At 72.0% G+C, this 22,104-nt stretch carries 16 protein-coding genes; 4 read left to right on the forward strand and 12 right to left on the reverse strand.

Going from position 1 to position 22,104, the window contains the following annotated elements; genetic code table 11:
- Positions 1-380: 380 nt before the first annotated feature.
- Positions 381-1,388: a stage II sporulation protein M gene (locus ACWDEN_RS22190; RefSeq protein WP_351603086.1), complete on the reverse strand. Its 1,008-nt coding sequence runs from the start codon at positions 1,386-1,388 to the stop codon at positions 381-383.
- Between the two features lie 153 nt (positions 1,389-1,541).
- On the opposite strand from ACWDEN_RS22190, the gene ACWDEN_RS22195 reads away from it, so the two are divergent.
- Positions 1,542-2,501 carry an RDD family protein gene (locus tag ACWDEN_RS22195; RefSeq protein WP_351603084.1) on the forward strand — a complete coding sequence of 320 codons (960 nt, stop codon included), beginning with the start codon at positions 1,542-1,544 and terminating at the stop codon, positions 2,499-2,501.
- Positions 2,502-2,607: 106 nt separating this feature from the next.
- Here ACWDEN_RS22195 and ACWDEN_RS22200 read toward each other — a convergent pair whose 3' ends face one another.
- Together ACWDEN_RS22200 and ahcY are read right to left on the reverse strand one after the other, a co-directional pair.
- Positions 2,608-3,222, reverse strand: coding sequence for a hypothetical protein (locus ACWDEN_RS22200; RefSeq protein WP_351603083.1), 615 nt, complete (start codon positions 3,220-3,222; stop codon positions 2,608-2,610).
- A gap of 191 nt (positions 3,223-3,413) precedes the next feature.
- Complete coding sequence (gene ahcY, locus ACWDEN_RS22205; protein WP_351603082.1) at positions 3,414-4,871, reverse strand: adenosylhomocysteinase; 1,458 nt, start codon at positions 4,869-4,871, stop codon at positions 3,414-3,416.
- A 492-nt stretch (positions 4,872-5,363) separates the two neighbouring features.
- Between ahcY and ACWDEN_RS22210 the strand changes: the two genes are divergently transcribed.
- Both ACWDEN_RS22210 and lepB read left to right on the forward strand, forming a co-directional pair.
- The gene (locus ACWDEN_RS22210) at positions 5,364-7,706 is read left to right on the forward strand and encodes a fructose-specific PTS transporter subunit EIIC (RefSeq protein WP_450859941.1); all 2,343 of its coding nucleotides are present in this window, start codon (positions 5,364-5,366) and stop codon (positions 7,704-7,706) included.
- Between the two features lie 441 nt (positions 7,707-8,147).
- Positions 8,148-8,807: a signal peptidase I gene (lepB, locus tag ACWDEN_RS22215; RefSeq protein WP_450859996.1), complete on the forward strand. Its 660-nt coding sequence runs from the start codon at positions 8,148-8,150 to the stop codon at positions 8,805-8,807.
- A 9-nt stretch (positions 8,808-8,816) separates the two neighbouring features.
- Here the strand turns inward: lepB and ACWDEN_RS22220 are convergent, their stop codons facing one another.
- The 6 genes from ACWDEN_RS22220 to ACWDEN_RS22245 form a co-directional block, all read right to left on the reverse strand.
- Positions 8,817-9,797, reverse strand: coding sequence for a cation diffusion facilitator family transporter (locus tag ACWDEN_RS22220; protein ID WP_450859942.1), 981 nt, complete (start codon positions 9,795-9,797; stop codon positions 8,817-8,819).
- Between the two features lie 170 nt (positions 9,798-9,967).
- Entirely contained in the window at positions 9,968-11,119 is a 1,152-nt protein-coding gene (manA, locus tag ACWDEN_RS22225) for a mannose-6-phosphate isomerase, class I (protein WP_351603076.1), read from the reverse strand.
- A 112-nt stretch (positions 11,120-11,231) separates the two neighbouring features.
- Positions 11,232-12,359, reverse strand: coding sequence for an SIS domain-containing protein (locus tag ACWDEN_RS22230; RefSeq protein ID WP_450859943.1), 1,128 nt, complete (start codon positions 12,357-12,359; stop codon positions 11,232-11,234).
- Between the two features lie 60 nt (positions 12,360-12,419).
- On the reverse strand, positions 12,420-12,590 hold the full coding sequence (locus ACWDEN_RS22235; RefSeq protein WP_351603072.1) for a Trm112 family protein: 171 nt from the start codon (positions 12,588-12,590) through the stop codon (positions 12,420-12,422).
- A gap of 146 nt (positions 12,591-12,736) precedes the next feature.
- A complete protein-coding gene (locus ACWDEN_RS22240; RefSeq protein WP_351603070.1) occupies positions 12,737-14,101 on the reverse strand; it encodes a phosphomannomutase/phosphoglucomutase in 1,365 nt (454 codons plus the stop codon).
- Between the two features lie 141 nt (positions 14,102-14,242).
- Entirely contained in the window at positions 14,243-14,665 is a 423-nt protein-coding gene (locus ACWDEN_RS22245; protein WP_351603068.1) for a DUF3499 domain-containing protein, read from the reverse strand.
- A gap of 590 nt (positions 14,666-15,255) precedes the next feature.
- Between ACWDEN_RS22245 and ACWDEN_RS22250 the strand changes: the two genes are divergently transcribed.
- On the forward strand, positions 15,256-15,639 hold the full coding sequence (locus ACWDEN_RS22250; RefSeq protein WP_351603066.1) for a metallopeptidase family protein: 384 nt from the start codon (positions 15,256-15,258) through the stop codon (positions 15,637-15,639).
- Positions 15,640-15,798: 159 nt separating this feature from the next.
- On the opposite strand, the gene ACWDEN_RS22255 is transcribed toward ACWDEN_RS22250, so the two are convergent.
- The 3 genes from ACWDEN_RS22255 to ACWDEN_RS22265 all read right to left on the reverse strand — a co-directional run bounded on the left by ACWDEN_RS22255 (position 15,799) and on the right by ACWDEN_RS22265 (position 21,510).
- A complete protein-coding gene (locus tag ACWDEN_RS22255; RefSeq protein ID WP_450859944.1) occupies positions 15,799-17,340 on the reverse strand; it encodes a DUF5719 family protein in 1,542 nt (513 codons plus the stop codon).
- Entirely contained in the window at positions 17,337-21,053 is a 3,717-nt protein-coding gene (locus tag ACWDEN_RS22260) for a glycosyltransferase (RefSeq protein WP_450859945.1), read from the reverse strand. Before ACWDEN_RS22260 ends, ACWDEN_RS22255 begins: the two co-directional genes overlap by 4 nt.
- A 193-nt stretch (positions 21,054-21,246) precedes the next feature.
- Entirely contained in the window at positions 21,247-21,510 is a 264-nt protein-coding gene (locus ACWDEN_RS22265; RefSeq protein WP_003975777.1) for a WhiB family transcriptional regulator, read from the reverse strand.
- Positions 21,511-22,104: the final 594 nt, after the last annotated feature.

The following is a 22,104-nucleotide window of genomic DNA, read 5'->3' on the forward strand; positions in this document are numbered from 1 at the left end:
AACGGTCGCTTCCTTCGTACTCACCCTCTCGGGCTTTCCTCCGGGCGCTTCCCTTCGGTGTTTCCGACTCTATCAGATCTTTTCTCGATCCGATTTCCTCGGTGCTTTCCAGGTTCCCGCTCTCGCGTTTCCCTTTCCGGCGATTCCGACTTTATCAGAAGTTCTTGGCCGGTCTGACCGGCTGCTCATTTCTGAGTAATCGGGAGGTGCTCCTCGGAGATGTCGTTCTCGACTTCTCCGGAAGCTCGTAGAGTCTAACCTTCGCCGATGAACTTGTCCAGTTCCAGGCAACTGTTTGAATCTACCTCCCCGCGCCACCCGTGTCAACGGGTCTTGCGAGGCGAACAGGAGAGTAGCAGCTCACAGGGGTGGAACGCACATCAAGCAGCGGTGGGCACCGAGGCGCTGCGGTCCGTCGCTTCTAGATCGCCGGTCTCACCTGCGCGTACTGCTCGGCCCCCCAGGACGTAGACGTACGTCAGGAATGCCAGCTCGGCCAGGACGCCGATCCCGATGCGGGCCCAGGTGGGCAGGCCGGACGGGGTGACAAAGCCTTCGATGGCGCCGGAGACGAAAAGGACCAGGGCGAGTCCGATCGCCATGCCGACGGCCGCGCGTCCTTCCTCGGCGAGAGCGGTGCGCCGGCTGCGGGGACCGGGGTCTATGAGGGTCCAGCCGAGGCGCAGACCCGTACCGGCGGCGACGAAGACGGCGGTCAGTTCGAGCAGGCCGTGAGGGAGAACCAGTCCCAGGAATGTGTCGAGTCGGCCGGCGGAGGACATCAGGCCGAAGCCGACGCCCAGGTTGAGCATGTTCTCGAAGAGGATCCAGAGGACAGGCAGGCCCAGGAAGACGCCCAGGACCAGGCACATCGCGGCTGCCTGGGCGTTGTTCGTCCACACCTGGGCGGCGAAGGCCGCCGCGGGATGGCTGGAGTAGTACGTCTCGTACTCGCCGCCGGGGCGGGTCAGGTCGCGCAGCCGGCTGGGCGCCGCGATCGACGACTGCACGTGAGGGTGGGTGCCGATCCACCAGCCCAGGAGGATCGCGATGGCCGTGGAGACCAGTGCCGTGGGGACCCACCAGTGGCGAGCGCGATAGACGGCGGCCGGGAAGCCCTGGCCCAGGAAGCGCGTGACGTCACGCCATGAGGAGCGGCGGGTGCCGGTGACGGCGCTACGCGCGCGTGCCACCAGTTGGCTGAGCCGTCCTGTCAGCTGGGGGTCCGGGGCGCTGGACTGGATGAGGGACAGGTGGGTGGCGGTGCGCTGGTAGAGGGCGACGAGTTCGTCGGCCTCGGCCCCGTTGAGGCGGCGTCGGCGGCGGAGCAGGGCGTCGAGGCGGTCCCATTCGGCTCGGTGTACGGAGACGAAGACGTCCAGGTCCATCGGGTCTGCCTGCTCCTCGGCTGGTCGTCGACTGCTCGTCGTGGAGTCGTCGTGATGCTCTCGATCGCGGTCAGATAGTCGCACCGGCGCGCGATGTGCCCACAGCTTGGCAGACTTGCGCTTCCGGGGGCAGATCACGGAAGGACGGCGGGCGTGAGTGAGCTGGTGACGGGCGAGGCGGTAGCGCTCGAACTGCGGCCGGCAAAGCTGCCGAGCAGGGCGCTGGCCGTGTTGCTCGACCTCGTGGTGGCCGTGGTCGCGTACGTCGTCGTCACCATCGCGGTGGTGGTGTCGACCGCCTCGCTGGACGAGGCCGCGCAGGTGGCGCTGTCGATCGCGACGTTTCTGCTGGTGCTGGTCGGCGGGCCGATCGCGGTGGAGACGCTCAGCCATGGGCGTTCGCTCGGGAAGCTGGCCTTCGGGCTCCGCGTGGTACGGGACGACGGTGGGCCGATCCGGTTCCGGCACGCGCTCGTGCGGGGTGCGATCGGTGTGGTCGAGATCCTGCTGACCTTCGGCGTGATCGCCTGCATCGCCTCGCTGGTGTCGGCGCGGGGCCGACGGCTCGGCGACGTGTTCGCGGGCACCCTCGTCGTGCGTGAGCGAATACCGGCAGGACGGGCCGGGTTTCTTCCGCCGCCGCCTCCGTGGCTGGCGGGGAGGTTCGCCGGGCTGGACCTGTCGGCGGTGCCGGACGGGCTGTGGCTGGCGGTCCGGCAGTACCTGAGCCGGATGGGGCAGCTCGATCCGCAGGTCTCGATGGGGATGGCCCAGCGGCTCGCGGCCGACCTCGCGGCGCGGACGGGAGCTTCTGTGCCGCAGGATCTGCCGGCGGCGGCCTTCCTGGCGGCTGTGGTGCACGAGCGGCAGTCACGCGAGGCCCGGCAGGCGTTCGGCCCCGCTGGTTTCGCCCCACAGGCGGCCCCGCCCGGCGCACCGGCCGCTTATCGACCACCTGCTTCTGCCCAGCCAGCCGCTCCCCAGCCGCCCGCTCTTGCCGAGCCGCTCTCTCACGCTCGGCCGCCGCAGGCTCCGCTTCCGCCGTCAGCCGTACCGCCGCGGGAGGAGCCGCCTCCAGACTCCCCGAGCACCGGTTTCGCGCCGCCGGCGTAGAAGAGGTCTCGTAGAAGAGGTCTCTTCGATCCCCTTTCAACGTCCTCTCAACGTCCTCGCGGGTCCGAACCCGTCCGATGGTTCCGGCGGCCTTTCCCCTCGCCGTTCAGTCGAACGTCGACGGCGGTGACTGGAGGTCCTCCAGCTCGATCCCGGGTGCGGCCAGGACGACGTCCCCGGCGATGTGAACCGTGTGCCGCTCACCGGTGTCCAGGGCTGTGACCTGGTATTCGTCCACGACCAGGGGGCCGTTGTCAGTGGCGTGTGTTTCGCTGTTCACCAGGGCCCAGGACTGGTCCACGGTGCGGGGGGCGAGGACCGGGTCCGTGAAGGCGACCAGGCGTACGCGGGTCGCGTCGGAGGAGGGGGTGAGGCGCAGGAGACGAGCGGTGGCGACGAGGAATGCGGGGGACGTGCCGGTGAAGGCGTGGGCGCGCACATTGCCTTCTGTGGCATGGGTTCCGGTGGGGTCGGTCCGGACCCAGGTGACGCCGTCGAGGGCGGCGCCACGCACCTGCCACTCCCCTGCGTGGAGTTCGAGGCGAATGGGGCGGCCGAGGTCGTCCAGGGCGAGGTCGATCGAGCCGCGGTGCTCGCCGGCGGGGCTGGTCAGCCGGGAGACATAGCGCCAGCCGGAGGGGCCGGGGGCGCACTGGAAGTGTTCGTCGCCGAGGGGGGTGTGATCGTGCGGATCGTGGAGCGAATAACGGCCGCGGGGCATGGGGGTCCTGGGTCTTCGACGGGCTGACGGTCCGGCCGGGTCACTGGTTTCCGCGGTGCCGTCCGGCGGGACCGGCCAAAGGGACAGGCCCCCGGCACGGGGGTGCGGGGGCCTGCCTCGGGGGCCTGCTGCCGGGAAGCGCGCTGGTGCACAGTCTGCTCCCCGGCGGGCGGGACTACGGAGTCACCGGCTCAGTAGCGGTAGTGGTCCGGCTTGAACGGGCCGTCGACCTCCACGCCGATGTACGCCGCCTGCTCCGGGCGCAGGGTGGTGAGCTTGACGCCGAGCGCGTCCAGGTGGAGGCGGGCGACCTTCTCGTCGAGGTGCTTGGGCAGCACGTAGACGCCGATCGGGTACTCATCGGGCTTGGTGAACAGCTCGATCTGGGCCAGGGTCTGGTCCGCGAAGGAGTTGGACATCACGAACGACGGGTGACCGGTGGCGTTGCCCAGGTTCAGCAGGCGGCCCTCGGAGAGCACGATGATCTTCTTGCCGTCCGGGAAGGTCCAGGTGTGGACCTGCGGCTTGACCTCGTCCTTGACGATGCCCGGGATCTTCGCCAGGCCGGCCATGTCGATCTCGTTGTCGAAGTGGCCGATGTTGCCGACGATCGCCTGGTGCTTCATCTTCGCCATGTCCGAGGCGAGGATGATGTCCTTGTTGCCGGTGGTGGTGACGAAGATGTCGGCGGTCTCGACGACCTCGTCCAGGGTGGTGACCTGGTAGCCGTCCATCGCCGCCTGCAGGGCGCAGATCGGGTCGATCTCGGTGATGATCACGCGGGCGCCCTGGCCGCGCAGGGACTCGGCGCAGCCCTTGCCCACGTCGCCGTAGCCGCACACGACGGCGGTCTTGCCGCCGATCAGGGTGTCCGTGGCGCGGTTGATGCCGTCGACGAGGGAGTGGCGGCAGCCGTACTTGTTGTCGAACTTCGACTTGGTGACCGCGTCGTTGACGTTGATCGCCGGGAACAGGAGGACGCCATCGCGCTGCATCTCGTACAGGCGGTGGACACCCGTGGTGGTCTCCTCGGTGACGCCGCGGATCTCGGAGGCCAGCTGGGTCCACTTCTGGGGGTTCTCGCCCAGGGTGCGGTGCAGCAGCTGGAGGATGACGCGGTGCTCGTCGGACTCGGCGGTGTCCAGGGCGGGGACCTCGCCGGCCTTCTCGTACTCGACGCCCTTGTGGACGAGGAGGGTGGCGTCGCCGCCGTCGTCCAGGATCATGTTCGGGCCGCCGGTGGGGCTGTCCGGCCAGGTCAGCGCCTGCTCCGTGCACCACCAGTACTCCTCCAGGGTCTCGCCCTTCCAGGCGAAGACCGGGATGCCCTGCGGGTTGTCCGGCGTGCCGTTCGGGCCGACGGCGATGGCGGCGGCCGCGTGGTCCTGGGTGGAGAAGATGTTGCAGGAGGCCCAGCGGACCCGGGCGCCGAGGGCGACCAGGGTCTCGATGAGCACGGCGGTCTGCACGGTCATGTGCAGGGAGCCGGTGACGCGGGCGCCGGCGAGGGGCTGGGCCTCGGCGTACTCCTTGCGGATCGCCATCAGACCGGGCATCTCGTGCTCGGCGAGGGTGATCTCCTTGCGGCCGAACTCGGCCAGCGAGAGGTCGGCGACCTTGAAGTCCTGTCGGTTCTCGACAGTCGTCATTACGAGCTGCTCCTCGGGATCGGGGCGAGGTTGGGTACGGCTGGTCTGCGCGGCGGCGGACACAGGGGTGCCCGAGAAGAGGACACAGGCATGCCCACGTACGCGCAGCGCAGTCCGTCGGAGGCCCTCTCTCCCTCGGTCGGTCCACTCGGGACCGCCCGACCGCCATCAGCAGCGACGTCTGGCTCCGTCCCAAGCTACACCGGACGGCCCGGTCGGCCCCAGTCCGCCTCCGCATGGTTCGAGCCGTCCGGGAGGCGGTTTCGAGGCGCGGAGCGGGGGTTTCGAGGCGCGGCGCGGGGGCAGGAGCGGCGCCGACGCGGGTACGGAAAGCCCCGCGACAGGAGCCCACAGGCCCGTGGTGAAGGACGACTTCCGCGCCTTGGGGCCGGGGTCGGGGTGGTGCAGGATGCAGGGGGGCCGGGCCGTCCGGTCCCGGTCGCGGGGTGTCCGGGACGGCGCCTCGTGCGACGAAGGTGTGAGGAGACAGACGTGACCAGTCCGGCCGACCCTCCCTCCACGGGTGACCACGATGACGAGCGAGGGCGCGTGAAACTGCTGGCGGTGACCGCGTGCCCGACCGGCATCGCGCACACGTACATGGCCGCGGAGAAGCTCGCGCAGGCCGCGGCGAGCCGTGGCATCGAGATGAAGGTGGAGACCCAGGGATCCATCGGGGCCGAGAACGTCCTTGATGACAACGATGTCATAAGCGCGGACGGGGTCATCGTCGCCGCCGACAAGGACGTCGACCTGAGCCGTTTCGCCGGCAAGCGGGTGCTGACCGTCGGGGTCGCCGAAGGTATCCACCATCCCGAGCAGCTGATCGAGCGGGTGCGGTCGGCGCCCGTGTACGCGCCGGGCGGGGCCGCGAGTGGTTCGGCGACGGTGGCCTCCGGCGGCGGCAGGGAGCGGGGGCCGGTGTACAAGGCGCTGATGAACGGGGTGTCGTACATGATCCCGTTCGTCGTCGTCGGCGGTCTGCTGATCGCGGTGTCGCTCGCGCTCGGCGGCCATGCCACGTCCAAGGGCTTCGTGATCCCGGACGGCACCTTCTGGGCCCATGTCAACGCGATCGGCGGGATCGGCTTCCAGCTGATGATCCCGGTCCTGTCCGGCTACATCGCCTATGCGATCGCCGACCGGCCCGCGCTGGTACCGGGCATGATCGGCGGCTGGATCGCGAACACGGGCGCGCTGTACGACTCCAAGGCGGGCGCGGGATTCATCGGGGCGATCGTGACCGGGTTCCTCGCCGGGTACCTGGTGCTGTGGATCAAGAAGGTACGGGTGCCGAAGTTCGTGCAGCCGATCATGCCGATCATCGTGATCCCGATCGTCGCTACGACGGTGCTCGGACTGTTCTTCATCTATGTCATCGGCAAGCCGATCTCCTGGGTGTTCGAGCATCTGACGAGCTGGCTCGGCGGGATGACGGGGACGAGCGCGATCCTGCTCGGCGCGATTCTCGGGCTGATGATCGCGTTCGACATGGGCGGGCCGGTGAACAAGACGGCGTTCCTGTTCGGCGCCGGGCTCATCGCGAGCGGCAACCAGACGGTGATGGGCATGTGTGCCGCCGCGATTCCGGTGATGCCGCTCGGGCAGGGACTGGCCACGCTGATCCGGCGGGGGCTGTACACCGAGCAGGAGCGGGAGACGGGGCTCGCGGCGCTGTTCATGGGGTGCTTCGGCATCTCGGAGGGCGCGATTCCGTTCGCGGCGGCGCGGCCGGCGCAGGTGATCCCGGCGAACATGCTGGGTGGGGCGGTGGCCGGTGCGGTTGCGGGGGTGGCCGGGGTGAAGGACGCGGTGCCGCATGGGGGGCCGATCGTGGCGGTGCTGGGTGCGGTGAGTGGGGTGCCGGTGTTCTTCGTCGCCGTGGTGATCGGGGCGGTTGTCACTGCGCTGGCGACCGTGGCGCTGGTTGATGTGAGGGGGCGTCGGGGGCGTGTGGGGGCGGTTGGTTCGGGTTCGGGGGCGGCGTCCGGTGCGGGTTCGGGGGTGGTGGGGATTGGGTTCCCACTCGCACGACCCGTGCGGCAATCGTCGTCGGGCGTGGGTGGTGCCGGTGACGGGGTTGCCACCTCGGGGGACGGGCCGACGGGTGGCGCTGGTGAAGGGGCTCCCGCGTCGGAGGATGTGTCGGTGGGTGCTGGGCGCGCTGGGGAGAGGGCTTCCGTGGCGGAAGGGGTGGCGGTCGAGGGCGTCGTGCCTGGGCGGGCCGGCGCCGGGGCTCCGGGGGCTGGTACCGATGCCGTGGTTTCGGTGGGCTCGGTCCAGGCGGGCGCCGTTGAGGATTCCGCGGAAGGCGGGCAGCCGGAGGAGGACCGGGACGCCGGGCGGGCTGGGGATGCGGTGGTTGAGGATCGTGGGCCCGTGGTGTTGTCCGGCTATCTCGGTGAGCGGACCGTGAAGGGCGCGCTCCGGGCCGTGGAGAAAGAAGCCGCTGTCCGGGAGATGGCGGAGTTGCTTGCGCGGAGCGGGCGGGTCGCCGATGTGGATGAGCTGGTGGCGACCGCGCTACGGCGTGAGGAGCAGGGGACGACCGGGCTCGGGGAGGAGATCGCGATCCCGCACGCCAAGACGGACGCGGTGACCGCGCCGGTCGTCGGCTTCGCGCGCTCCGCCGAGGGCGTCGAGTGGGGCTCGCTGGACGGTACGAAGGCCCGGCTGATCTTCATGATCGCCGTGCCGGAGGCTGCCGCGGGCGACGAGCATCTGCGGATCCTCGCACTGCTGTCCCGCAAGCTGATGGATCCCGGTTTCCGGGAGCGGCTGCTGGCGGCACCGGACGAGCACGCGGTACTCGGCGTGCTCGCTGAGGTCGGGTGAGCTGAGAAAACCAAGGGGCTGGGGACCAGGAAGCAGGGAGGGGGAAGGGGTGCGGGGTGCGGGTTGCGGGTCCTTGGCTCGCCCGAAGTCCGGGGATCCGCGCTCCTGCTCTTCGGTCGCGGAGTCGCCCCCGTCTCGGGCCCGGATCCGCAACCGTGTCCTCGGTCCCGACTCGCAACTCGTAACCCCGCCTTCGCCCCGGACCCGCTGCCTCGCCTTCGGCCCGGCCGGGCCCCCCGGTCATCGGCCCGAACCCGCACCCCCCATCCCCCGCCCCGAACCACGCACCCACACCCGCACCCGCACCCGCCCGACAAACGCGCCGTGCCGCACGCCCTGCCGCACGCCCCCTTCATGCGGTGGCGCTGTTCTCCGCGCCTCGGATGGGCCGCTTGGGGAGGACGGGGTATGGCGGGCAGAAGGCGGGGGCGGGGGCTCGGGATGTGGGCGGTTCTCGTGGGGGTGTCGGGGCTGGTGCTGGGGGTTGGCGCTTTTGGCTGTGCAAGGGACGCGTACGGGGTCTCCACCGTGGGTGGCGGCAGCATGCGGCCGGCGTATGAGCGGGGTCAGCGGGTCGTCTGGGAGCGCGTCGACGGGAGTGGGGTGCGGCGCGGTGACGTCGTGATGTTCACGCCGCCGGAGTCGTACGGCTTCGCCGGGCAGCTGATGAAGCGGGTCGTCGGTGTGGGCGGGGATCGCGTGCGGTGCTGCACGCTGGTGGGTTCGCGGGAGCGGGTGACCGTGAACGGGAAGCCGATCGAGGAGCCGTATGTGTACGGCGGCGACGCCGACGGCGCGCACCAGCGGTATGACGTGCAGGTCCCCAAGGGGCGGCTGTTCCTCCTGGGTGACTACCGTGCGAACTCCAACGACTCGCGGTTCCACCTCGACGAGCAGGGCGGGACGGTCTCCGTGCACGCGGTACTGGGCCGGGTGACGGATGACCGCACGGTCCCCGCTCTGCTGGTGACGGCCATGCTCCTCGCGCTTGTGCTGCTGCTCATCGGCGTCGGCGTGGGCATCGGTTTCCTCGCCGTACGGCGGCGGAGGGCGCCGGAGATGCCGCGGATGCCCTGGCCGGTGCGGCCGAGCGGCAGCTGAGGTCCCGGTTCAGTGGCCGGCGGCGTGCGGGGTCGGGCCGCCCGGGGTGGCCTCCGGGTCCGGGCCCTTGGCCGCCTCGGCCTCGCTGTAGATGTCCGGTTCGAGGTAGATGACGCGGGCGATGGGGACGGCGGCGCGGATGCGGGCCTCGGCGGCGTCGATGGCGTTCGCGACCTCGCTGGCCGTGTCGTCGTGCCGGACGGCGATCTTGGCGGCGATGAGCAGCTCCTCGGGACCGAGGTGGAGCGTGCGCATGTGGATGACGCCGGTGACCGTGTCGCCGTCGACCGTCGCCTCCTCGATCTTCTTGATCACGTCCGGGCCCGCCGCCTCGCCGAGCAGCAGCGACTTGGTCTCGGCGGCCAGGACCAGGGCGATGCAGACGAGCAGGACACCGATGCAGACCGTGCCGACGCCGTCCCAGACGCCGTCTCCGGTGAGTACGGACAGGCCGACGCCGAGGAGGGCCAGGACGAGGCCGATCAGCGCGCCGAAGTCCTCGAGCAGGACGACGGGCAGCTCGGGGGCCTTGGCGCGGCGGATGAAGTCCGTCCAGGACTGCTTTCCGCGCAGTTCGTTGGACTCCTTGATGGCCGTGCGGAAGGAGAAGCCCTCGGCGACGACCGCGAAGATCAGGACGCCCACCGGCCAGTACCAGTGCTCCAGTTCGTGCGGGTGGCTGATCTTCTCGTAGCCCTCGTAGATGGCGAACATGCCGCCGATGGAGAACAGCACGATCGAGACCAGGAAGGCGTAGATGAAGCGCTCGCGGCCGTAGCCGAAGGGGTGCTGCGGGGTCGCCTCGCGCTGGGCCTTCTTGCCGCCGATGAGCAGCAGGAACTGGTTGCCGGAGTCGGCGAGCGAGTGGACGCCCTCGGCGAGCATCGAGGAGGAGCCGCTGAACGCGAACGCCACGAACTTGGATGCCGCGATCGCGAGGTTGGCGCCGAGTGCCGCCACGATCGCCTTCGAACCGCCTGACGCGCTCATGTGTTCGCGTTGTCCCTTCGCCCTGGTCGTCGCCCTGGTGCGGCGCCTTCGTACGGCCACGCCGTCAGGCGTGTCCCGGCTTTGCCCGGCCTTTGCCGGTGGGCCATTGTTGCAGCCCGGCCGGGCTCCGCCGCGTCAGGTATCCACACCCTCGGTCATACGATCACAGGTCATACGATCACAGTGGCGCGGAAGATCGTGCCCGTGCCCGAGATCTGCGCCGTCTCGCCGGCCGGGACGAAGACCGACTGACCGGGGCTCAGCTCGTGCTCGCCGGCGCGGACCGAGCCGGCCGTGCAGAGCAGGATCTGCGGGGTGTCGAGGGTGAGGTCGTGGGCGGCGGCGCCCTCGGGGAGGACGTACCGGGAGAGGCGGAACTCGTCGATCGGCGTCTCGTAGACCTCCTCGCCGGCCGGGGAGGCCTCGGGGCGCAGGACGCCCGGGTCGCCGGCCTCGAAGCGGACGACGCGCAGGAGTTCGGGGACGTCGACGTGCTTGGGGGTCAGACCGCAGCGCAGGACGTTGTCGGAGTTGGCCATGATCTCGACGCCGAGGCCGCTGATGTACGCGTGCGGGACTCCGGCGCCGAGGAACAGGGCCTCGCCGGGCTGCAGGCGGACGTGGTTCAGCAGCATCGCCGCGATGACGCCGGGGTCGCCCGGGTAGTGCTGGGCGAGGTCGGCGTAGGGGGCGTAGTCGCCGCCGAGGCGCGCGCAGGCGGCAGCGGCCTCGGCGACCGTGTGCGCCATCTCCTCCGGGTCAGCGGTGAGGATCGCGGTGAGCACCTCGCGCAGGGCCGCGTCCTCGGGGTGGGCGTGCAGCAGGTCGACGTACGGCTTGAGGGCGGGGACGCCGAGCCCGTCGAGCGCGTCGGCGGCCCGGACCGGGTCGCGGAAGCCGCACAGGCCGTCGAACTCGGTGAGCGCGCAGATCAGTTCGGGCTTGTGGTTGGCGTCCTTGTAGTTGCGGTGCGGGGCGTCGACCGGGATGCCGCGGCGCTCCTCGTCGGCGTAACCCTCCCCGGCCTGTGCCAGGTTGGGGTGCACCTGGAGGGAGAGGGGCGCGCCGGCGGCGAGGATCTTGAGGAGGAAGGGCAGGCGCGGGCCGAACTTCGCCACGGCCGCCTTGCCCAGCTCGTCCTCCGGGTTCGCGTCGATGACCTCGACGAGGCTCCCGCGTGCGGTGCGCGAGGGGGCTCCCGGGTGCGCGCCCATCCACATCTCCGCCTGCGGTTCACCGGTCGGCTCGACGCCGAGGAGGTGCGGGATGGCGGTGGGCGAACCCCAGGCGTAGGGGCGGACGGTGTTGTCGAGGCGGTCCATGTGTCTTCTCTGTCTCCGTACGTACGGCTGCCCCGGCGCCGGTGCTGGTGCCGGGGCCCGGTACTGGTTGCCGTGCTGATGGTGGGCGCGGTGGTTCCGGCCCGTAGCCAGATCAGGCCCTCGAAGCGAGCGCCAGGTAAACAGCGGCGAAATCCGTGACGGCGATCAGTTCCGCGAGCGTCTCCAGTTCGCCGCCCTCCTCCGGTTCGAGTTCGCTGATCGGCGTGTCGTGGCTGAGAGCCAGGTCACGGGCGGCGGGGGCGGCGGTGAGGCCGCTGATCGGGCGGTCGCGGAGCAGCACCACGCGCGCGTGCAGGGCGGGCGGCTCCTCGACGCGGTCCCGGAAGAAGTCCTCGGGGTCGGCGCTGGCGGCCAGCGGGCCGGCCAGCAGGGCGCTGTGTGCGGAGAGCGCCTCGGGGAGTTCGGCGACGAGCGCGGGGCGGCCGGCGAGCTCGGCGAGGGCGGCGGCGAAACGGCGCCCGGCGGGGCCCGCCGACGGCCCTTCCGCCCACACCACGGGCAGTGCGTCGGCGAGTTCGGCGGCGAGGGTCTTGGCCGGGTTGCTGTAGGTCGCGATGGCGGGGCCGCAGCGCTCGGCGATGTAGTCCAGGCGGTCGGCGATCTTCTCCAGGGCGTCCGGCGGGGCGCTGATCAGTCCGATCCGGTCCAGCAGCGCCAGCAGCGGGGTGAGCAGCGCCCAGAAGACGCCCGGGGAGGACGCGGCGAGGGGTTCCTCCTGGTCGTACGGCGCTGTCGCCATCGGTACGAACAGACCGTGGGCGCCGGCGACCGCCTCCGCGAGCGGGGTCTGGGCCGGGGCCACGGCGACGACCGAGACGCCGCGGCGGTAGGCCTGGTCGGTGAGGAGGGTGAGGCTCGGTTCGGTGCCGTCCGGGGTGGCGATCAGCAGCAGGTCCACGGAGCCGGCCCAGCCGGGGAGCTCCCAGCGCAGGGCACCCGCGGCCGGGGCCACGCCGGTCGGGGCCAGGCGGACCACGGGGCTGCCGACGCCGGCCAGGGTGCCGAGGAGGTCGGCGGTGTGGGTGGCGGCGGCGCCGGGACCGGCGATGAGGACGGCGCGGGGACGGCCGTCGGGCTTGAGATCGCCGACACCGGCCTCGACGGCGTGCCGGGCGGCGGTGCGCACGCGGGCGCCGGCCTCGGCGGCCCCGCGCAGCAGGCCTCGGCGGTCGGCCTCGGCGAGGCCCTCCGGGGTGTCGAGCAGCGATTCGTCCAGCATGGGCGGTTGCCTCCGATCGCCGGGGTCCTGTGTGGGTTGTCTACGACATGAGGGGCGTCGTCACTGGGGGCGGCGGGCCTCGTCCACGAGGAGGACCGGGATGCCGTCGCGGACGGGGTAGGCGAGGCCGCAGTCCTGACCTGTGCAGATCAGCTCGGTGTCCTGCTCCTTGAGGGAGGCGTGGCAGGCCGGGCAGGCGAGGATCTCCAGGAGGCCGGCTTCCAGCGGCATGGCGTGTCCCTTCGGGAGGCGTTGTTCGTGACTGTGGATGTGCCTGGTCAGCGTACCGCTGGTGGACGGGCCGGGCCGGGCTGTCGGCACCGTCCAGGGGGCGCCGCCCCCTGGACCGGCCCGGTCGGCCGACAGTGCCCGACGTCTCAGCCCCTGATGATCGCCAGGGCCTCGTCCCTGATCTTGGTCATCGTGGCCTCGTCCTTCGCCTCGGCGTTCAGGCGGAGGAGGGGCTCGGTGTTGGAGGGGCGGACGTTGAACCACCAGTCGGCGGCGGCGACCGTGAGGCCGTCGAGGTCGTCCAGGGTGACGTCGGCGCGGTTCTCGTACGCGGCGCGGATCGCGGCGAGGCGGGCGGACTGGTCGGCGACGGTGGAGTTGATCTCACCGGAGCCGGTGTAGCGGTCGTACTGGGCGACGAGGGCGGACAGCGGGCCCTCCTGGCCACCCAGGGCGGCGAGGACGTGCAGGGCGGCCAGCATGCCCGTGTCGGCGTTCCAGAAGTCCTTGAAGTAGTAGTGCGCGGAGTGCTCGCCGCCGAAGATCGCGCCGGTGCGGGCCATCTCGGCCTTGATGAAGGAGTGGCCGACGCGGGTGCGGGCCGGCGTGCCGCCGTTCTCCTTCACGACCTCCGGGACGGTACGGGAGGTGATGAGGTTGTGGATGATCGTGCCCTTGCCGCCGTTGCGGGCGAGTTCGCGCGCGGCGACCAGGGCGGTGATCGCGGACGGCGAGACCGGGTCGCCGTGCTCGTCCACGACGAAGCAGCGGTCGGCGTCGCCGTCGAAGGCGATGCCGAGGTCGGCGCCCTCCGCCGGGACGCGCTTCTGCAGGTCCACGAGGTTGGCCGGGTCGAGCGGGTTGGCCTCGTGGTTGGGGAAGGTGCCGTCCAGTTCGAAGTACATCGGGACGAGGGTCAGGGGCAGGCCGGCGAAGACCGAGGGGACCGTGTGGCCGCCCATGCCGTTGCCGGCGTCGACCACGACCTTCAGCGGGCGGATGGAGGTCAGGTCGACCAGGGAGCGGAGGTGCGCCGCGTAATCCTCCAACGTCTCGCGGGTGCTCAGGGTTCCCGGCTCGGCGACCGGCTCGGGAGCGCCCGACTCCAGCCACTGCTCGACCAGTTCGCGGATCTGCGCGAGACCGGTGTCCTGGCCGACCGGGGCAGCGCCCGCGCGGCACAGCTTGATGCCGTTGTACTGGGCCGGGTTGTGCGAGGCGGTGAACATGGCGCCGGGCAGGTTCAGCGCGCCCGAGGCGTAGTACAGCTGGTCCGTGGAGCACAGACCGATCTCGGTGACGTCCACTCCGCGGTCCGCCGCGCCGCGCGCGAAGGCGCGGGACAGGCCGGGGGACGAGGGCCGCATGTCGTGGCCGACGACGATGGCCGCCGCACCCGTCACCTCCGCGAAGGCGGCGCCGAAGAGCCCGGCCAGTGACTCGTCCCACTGGTCCGGCACCACTCCGCGTACGTCGTACGCCTTCACGATCTGCGACAGATCAGCAGTCACGGCCAACCCTCCTGAAAGTCCTATGGGTGCCCACAAACTACCCGGCGGGGGTAAGGGGGAGGTGTGCGGACACCGGGTGGTGGCCCAGTCGTGACCGGAGGTGGCGTACGGTGCGCCGGTTTGACGGCCGTGGAGGTGGGCTCAGCTGTCCGGGGAGCGCAGGACGCGCAGGTGGCCGCGGCGGGCGACCTCCATGGGGTCCGCCGTACGGCCTCCGCCGCCCGCCTCGGCCGCGCGCTCCTGGGGGCGGGCCGCCTCGCGCACGGCGTTGGCGAGCGCTTCCAGGTCGTCTCCGCTGGGCCGCGCGGGTGCGGAACCGTCGAGGAGGCGGACGACCTCCCAGCCGCGGGGGGCGGTGAGGCGTTCGGAGTGCTCGGCGCACAGGTCGTAGCAGTGCGGCTCGGCGTAGGTGGCGAGCGGGCCGAGGACCGCGGTCGAGTCGGCGTAGACGTACGTCAGCGTCGCGACGGCGGGTCGGCCGCAGGCGGTGCGCGAACAGCGACGTACAGGGCTCACGACGTTGGACGGTACCGCACTCTTGAGCGGGCCGCGACGACTCTCCACCAGGTCACTCCACCGTGTCGTGCTGTGAAACGCCCCACACACCCCTTCGGGGAGGCCCTGCTGACCTGCGCGGACGGGTTCTCGGCCGGTTTTGGGCGCGGCTCGATACGGTCATGAGTCAGTACAAACACCGTCAATTGCCTTGAGTTCGGCGGTCTTGGAGGGTTACGGAAACGAGCCAGACGTTGGCCGGAATGGTCAACCTGCGACATGGGAGCGGCGAGGGCCGATCGGAGCCGAACGGGGCCGATCGGCGGCGGGCTGATCGGCGGCGCCGCCGTCGGCCGAGAGGGGGCCGTGGGCGGGCGGGGAGCGAGCCCGTGGCTGGCAGGGAGCGGCGCCGTGGCGGGGCGTGGACGGGGAGCGTGGTCGGGGGGCTGATGGGGGCTGGTCGTGGGGGGCTGGTCGGCGGTGGGTGGCCGGGGGTGCTGGTCGAGGGTGGCCGGTCGGTGGCGTGAGGGGGGTGGGTTGCCGTGTGGGGTCGGGCGGGGAGGGCGTGCGGGGACTACCCTTCCCCAGTGATGGACAACCGTGTACCGCCCCGTGCCGCCGGCCCCGGGCCCCGTCGCCGTGATCGTCACGGCAGGGGCATGCGGGGGCCGATCGCACCGCCGCAGGTGCCGCTGGCGGCCAGCCGTGCCGATGTGTTCGCGGACCTGGTGCAGGACTCCGTGGAGCGTCTCGAGCGGCGGTGGCCGCAGCTTGCCGACATCGACTTCCTGGTGCTGGAGGTGCCCCGGCTGGAGGGGCGGGGTGAGCAGGTGTGGAGCGACGAGGCCGTGCCGTTGGGCGGGGTCGTTCCCGCGCGGGACGGGCGGCAGGCGCGGGTGGTCGTGTACCGGCGGCCGGTGGAGATCCGCACCAAGGGGCGGGACGAGCGGGCCGCGCTGGTGCACGAGGTGGTCGTGGAGCAGGTGGCCGAGTTGCTCGGGCTGACTCCGGAGACGGTGGACCCGCGGTACGGGGAGGATTAGGGCGGGCCGACGGGGTACGGCGTTGGGGCCCTGTGCTGTGGCTGGACGACGGGACGTCTCGCCTCCCCGCGCCTGCGGGTGCCGCCCCAGCGGCACGGCTGCCCGCAGCGGCGGCGGCACCCGCACCCGCACCCCGACGGCGCTACGAAACCCCGCCCCTCACTTCTGCAGCACCGACAGGTCCTCCGTCGTCTCCGGTACCGCCACCATGCCGCGGTCGTTCGGGAGGGTTTGGATGGTGAAGCCGGGGACTCCGGACTCCGTGGCGGTAAGGGTGCGGGAGGCGTAGACCGGGCCGCCGGAGGCGGTTTCGACGGTGAGGGCGTAGGTACCGTTGAGGCCGGAGGGGACGGGGACCGGAACGTCCTCGGTGGTGCCGGACTTGATCGTGTACGTCTTCGTCGTCGCCGTCCCGCCCTCGCTGCCCGCCGAGGCGGTCACCTTGACCGTCGCCGTGGCGGTGGGTGCGGTCAGGGCCAGGGTCGTGCCCTTGGCGCTGTTGTCGGCCGAGGTCGCGCGCGTGCCGACGGGGGCGGTGGCGGGGATGTAGGCCGTCTCTTGCTTGTCGCCCTTGCCGCGGACGACCCGGAGGGCCGCCACGACCGGGACCGCGTGGTCCGTGGGGGTCAGCACCAGGGAGCCCGCCTCGCCGCGGGTCACCGCGCCGAGGTCGGCCGTGGTCGTCACGCCCGACTTCACGTGCAGGGTCTCGTTGCCCGCCGGGGTGATCAGGCCGCCCGGTGCGGCCAGGCGGACCTTCAGGTCGGCGTCGTCGCCGCCGGGGGTGAAGACGATCAGGCGGACGTCGGTGGCGTCCTTCGGGATGCCGGGCAGGACCAGGCTGCCGGCCGGGTCGGCGGCCGCGGCCAGCCAGTCGCCGCCCGCCTTGTCGTCGAGAGCCTGCACCGTCGCGCCGACCCGGCCGCTGCGCACGCTGACGTGCACGGTCAGGTCGGCCTGCTGTGTGTCGGTGAGTGTGGACAGCAGGACCGGCTTGCTCGCGTGCGGCGGGACGGTGAGGTTCTCGCCGAGCGTCGACTTGATCGCGCCGTCCTTGCCGTACAGCTCGATGTCGACGACCGCGGCGGAGTCGTCGGGGTTGGTCAGGTGGACGTAGTCGGTGCGGCCGGTGGCCGTGCTGGCGCCCGGGAACCAGAAGTCGGTGTCCGCGGCGGTGCAGTTGACGCCCTGCAGGCCGCGGCCGGTGCCGGCGGCGACCTCGGTGGTCTCCTGGACGGTCCAGCCGGGCGCGTACTTCCCGTCGGCGGTGCCGATGAGCGCGGGCGCGTCGGCGCCGGAGGTGTCGCCGGTGACCGGGGTGCCCGGCGCCTTCGGGGTGAGCACCGGTTGGCCCGCCGTCTTCTTCCCGCTCTTGGACCCCTTCGAGCCCTTGCCCGTACCGGGGTTGCCCGTGCCGGGGTTGCCCGTGCCGTCCGCCGAGTCCTCGCCGGCCGCCTGGAGTTGGGCCTTGCCGTCGGTCGCCGTGCCCTGGGTGACGGGGGTGAACGACGTGTACGACGTGCTGGCGATGTCCGAGATGCTCGGCGCCGGGCACAGCAGGCTCGTGCGCTGGACCGGCAGGTTCGCGGCCGCCTTGGGGGCGGAGGCACCGGACGCGGACGGTCCGGCGAACGCGGCGAACGCGGTGACGGCGGCCAGCGCGCTGCCTGCGGCGATCAGGGACAGGGTGGTGCGGTTCACTGCTGGCTCCCGTCGGGGCGCTCGCTGCCGGTGCCGTGGGGGTGCTGGGCCTGGTCGTAGCCCTGCTGGGCGGGGTCGTACGCCGGGCCGTAGCCCTGCTGGTAGGCCGTCGGGTCGTAGGGCATCTGGTCGGCCGTACCGCCGTAGGCGTACGGGTCGTACTGGCCCTGGCCCTGGCCCGTCCGGTACGGGTCGGCGGCCGGGTAACCCTGCTGGTCGTAGCCGGAGTGCGGGTACTGGCCGCCGTTCTGGTACTGGCCGGTTCCGTAGCCCGCGTATCCGGCGTACGAACCCTGGTCCCACTCCTCGTAGGACTGCTGGTGGGGTACGGCGGCCGGGGGCTCCTCCGGCAGCGGCGGTGCTGCCGGCTGCTCCTCGCCGGCCTGCTCCTCCGTGGCCTGTTCCTCGGTGGCCTGTTCCTCGGCCTGGGCGCGCAGCCGGCGGGCGCGGCGGCCCTCGCCCTCGATGGCCTGGGCGGGCAGCGGCTCCTCCTCGGGCAGGTCGTCGTCGACGTCGCGGCGGCGGCCGGGCAGGGCGAGGACGACCAGGACGACGGCGAGCGCGCCCTGGGCCCACAGCCAGGCGGTGTGGGTGACCGGATCGCTGTAGGTGACGTCCAGCCTGCCGCCGTCGGCGGGCAGTTGGAAGCCCTGGGCCCAGCCGTCGAGCGTGGTGCGGGTGAGCGGACGGCCGTCCAGGGTGGCCGTCCAGCCGTCGGAGGCGGTGTCGGCGAGGCGCAGGACGCGGCCGGCCGGGCCGGCGGGGACGGTGGTGTGGATCTCCACCGGGCCGGCGGAGACCGGCCGGCCGGTGCCCGAGCCGCCGGCGGGGACGATCGTCGCGCGGGAGACCTCCTGGTCGACACGCCACAGGGCGCTGCCGTTCTGCTGGCTGAGCCGGGTCAGGCCGGGGGTGGTGTCGAGGACGCGGGTGATGTCGCGGGGCGCGCCCTTGTGGACGAGGACGTAGCGCACGGCGAAGCCGCCGAGTTCGTCGGCCTGGTCGGCGCCGGAGCCGGCGACGAGGTTGGCGACGACCTTGTCCAGCCGGGTGTTCTGGCCGTCGGCGGCGCTGATCTCGGCGTCGCCCATGCGGGCGCCGGAGCCGCGGACCAGGGTGTAGCGCACGCGCGCGGTGGAGTCGCTGTCCAGGATCAGGGTGCGGGCCCGGTCGCCGGTGGTGGAGTCCTCGGCGACGAACGCGGGCACCTGGGTCGGGTCGCGGCGCTCCAGCGGGCCGGCGGCGCCGCGGATCATCCAGCCGGCGGCGACGAGTAGCGGGCCCGCGGCGCAGGCGAAGGCGATCAGGGCGGCCACGGGCTGGCGCCAGCCGAAGCTCTGCTCGGCCACACGCGCGCGTGCGCCGTCGGCGCCGAGGGCGGCGGCGGCCAGCAGGGCGATGCCGTAGACGAGGGTGGCCGGTCCGGCCCAGGCGGACCTGTTGGACAGGGCGGCGAAGACGAGGCCGGCCAGGGCGACCGCCCAGGCGGTGCGGATGGCCGACTGCCGCTCGGAGCGCAGGAGTGCGGCGAGGGCGGCGAGGACGATGCCGATGAGCATCAGGCCGTGCACGGTGCCGGGGCCGCCGGGGCTGGCGCCGAGCAGGTCGAGCGCGGAGGCGGCCGAGGTGCCGTAGGCCAGTCCTGCTTCCTTGAAGAAGCCGGTCGGGAGCAGGGTCAGCGACCAGGGGGCGAGGACCAGCAGCGGGGTGCCGAGCTGGGCGAGGAAGCGCAGGAGGTGCGCGACGAGGTCGCCGCGGCGCAGCACGAGCACGCCGATGCCGAGGAGCAGCGCGATGGGCCAGACGATCGGCGTAAAGGCGGTGGTGATGGTCAGCAGCAGCGCGTACGCCCAGGTGGCGCGCCAACTGCCGCGTGCTCCGGAGCGGTTGGCGAGGCCGCCGGCGGCGATGCCGGCACGCGCGATGAGCGGCAGCAGCACGGCGAGCACGGCGGTGCCGATGCGGCCGCCGGCCAGGGCGCCCGTGGTGGCGGGCAGGAACGCGTAGGCGATGGCGGCCCAGGCGCGCAGCAGCCGGGAGGTGACGAGCGGCCGGGAGGCGAAGTAGGCGGTGAATCCGGCGAGCGGTACCGAGGCCACCATCAGGACCGTCATCGCGAGTCCGGTGGAGCCGAACAGGATCGTGGCGAGGGTGGCGACGATCGCGAGGTAGGGCGGGCCTGCCGGGGTGCCGCCCGCGCCGACCGGGTGCCAGGAGTCGGCGAAGCGGGACCACAGGTCGCCGGCGCCGGCCGGGGCGGGCAGCAGGGCGCCGCCCCCGAGCGCGCCGCCGCCGAGCAGGGCGCGGCAGGCGGCCAGGGAGATGAGCAGCAGGACGAGGAAGAGCACGGGGCCGGGTTTGCGGGCGATCCGCCTGAGCCGGGCGAACTGCTCGACCTCCAGGAAGTCGGCGTCGTCGCCGCCGGGCCCGGACTCCACGGCGCCGCCGTGCCGGCCGGCCCGGAGGGAGTCGTCGGAGCTGCTGGTGAAGTTGGCGGCGAGCTGTTCCACGGTGGCCCGGATGGTGGCGCCGGGCGGCGGGAAGAGCCGGCGCAGTTCGCCCTTGTCGATCTGCGAGGGCCCGCGGCGGCGCCGCGCGGCGAAGATCCGGCCCGGGCGCAGCAGGGTGGCGAGCAGGCCGCGGATCTCGTCGACGGCCTGGCCGGGCACCTTGCCGACCAGGTAGGCGACGGTCCGCAGGAGCGTGCCGAAAACGAGCCGCAGGAACGCCCAGGGCAGCGCGGCGCCGCGGGTGTTGACGAGCAGGGTGTAGACGGCGCCGGCCTTGTCGACCTTGTGCGGGGAGGCGGCGGTGCGGCCCACGCAGTCGACGGTGCGGCGCTCGCGGGAGGCGGCCTCGGCGTGCCGTACGACCGCGTCGGGGGCGATCAGGACGCGGTGGCCCGCGGTGTGGGCGCGCCAGCACAGGTCGACGTCGTCGCGCATCAGGGGCAGCCTGCGGTCGAAGCCGCCGAGCTGTTCGAAGACGTCGCGGCGGATGAGCATGCCGGCGCTGGAGACGGACAGCACGGTGCGCACGTGGTCGTGCTGGCCCTGGTCCTGTTCGCGGCGGTCCAGGCCGGTCCAGCGGCGGCCGGAGTTGGCGATGGAGACGCCTACCTCCAGCAGTTGCCGGCGGTCGTACCAGCCGCGCAGCTTGGGGCCGACGACCGCCACGTCGTCGCGGCCCAGTTCGAGTTCGTTGTCGACGACGCGCAGCAGTTCGGCGAGGGCGTCGGGGTCGGGCGCGCAGTCGTCGTGCAGCAGCCAGAGCCACTGGACGGGCTCGCCGTGCGGCAGTTCGGGCATGTCGTAGGCGTCGTCGCGCCACGTGCGGGTGACCGGGTCCCAGCCGCTGGGGCGCTTGAGGTACGGCAGCTCTTCCGGGGTGAGGACCGGGGCGGTGCGGCTCGCTTCCTCGACGGCCTGGCCGAAGCCGGTGCGGCGGGCCAGGTGCAGGACGTTGGCATCGCCGAGGGCGTCGGTGAGCAGCCGGGCGGAGTCGTCCGCGCTGCCGGTGTCGGCCGCGACCGCGTACTGCACGGGTCGCTCCTGGCCGAGCAGCCCGGCGAGGGCGTCGGGCAGCCAGCGGGCGCCGTCGTGGGCGACGAGGACCGCGGTCACCACGTGACGCGGGAACTCGGGTGGGCGGGACGGGTCAAACGCCGCGGCGGCATCCGGGTCTTGGACTGCCGTATGACTGTGCACGGACATCGAGGTACGGGCCCCGGTTCGATGGACTGCGGTGGACGCCCGCGCCCTCTCGGGAGCCGAGGGGACAGCGGGGCGTCTCGGACGAGCGACCACACTATCGGCTGACCATGACGTCGGCCCGCCGCCTGTGGATAACCCACCGGCAACGGGCCGTTCGTGACGTTTTGGTGTGGATTTGTGCGCGTCCGTGCGGTCAGACGGCCGCCTTCTTCAGCCGGCGGCGCTCCCGCTCGGACAGGCCGCCCCAGATGCCGAAGCGCTCGTCGTTGGCGAGGGCGTACTCGAGGCACTCGGAGCGGACCTCACAGGCGAGGCAGACCTTCTTCGCCTCTCTGGTGGAGCCGCCCTTCTCGGGGAAGAAGGACTCGGGGTCGGTCTGGGCGCACAGCGCGCGCTCCTGCCAGCCGAGTTCCTCGTCCGCGTCGTCGACCAGCAGTTGCTGCACCAGCTCGGTCATGTGCGCCCCTCGTCTGTCTTTCGCGTCCCCGTGTGCGTTGCCGTTACCGATTTCGGCTGAACGACACGAGTGAAATTACAAGTGTGCTGCTCCGGGCGAGTCAAGCCGAGATCTGCTATTGGGCCCGTTATTCACTCTGCGGAACCAAGCCCGTGCGGAAAGTGTTCAAATCGCCTTAAACCGTGACACGCAGACGAGGCCCGGAGGGGCACCCGGAACCCGTACGGACATCTATACGGAGAAGGACGCCCTGGCGTTCGATCGCGTTCCGCGCGGCTTGAGCGCCGGATGTGCCCCATGTGTCCCGACACCCCGATGAACAAACCTTTCACCTCCGAGATGAACCGGATGAGGTGAAACCTGTCCCACATGCCGGGCGCCGAGTTGACACTGCGGGTGTGAACCGATGTCCTAGTGGGCATGCTCGCGCACTTGGCACTCACCTCGACCCGCACCGCCGGGTCCCTCGGTGCTGCCCGGTCCCGCTGTAGCTGTTGTCGCTGTTCCGGCTGTTGAGCCCACCCTGCTCCAGCTGTGGGCCGCGTCCCCCGGGACCCGGTTCTCCCGTTCTCCGTTCCCTCCGGCCGTCTCCCA

The sequence above is a fragment of the Streptomyces sp. NPDC001153 genome (genome assembly GCF_053598315.1).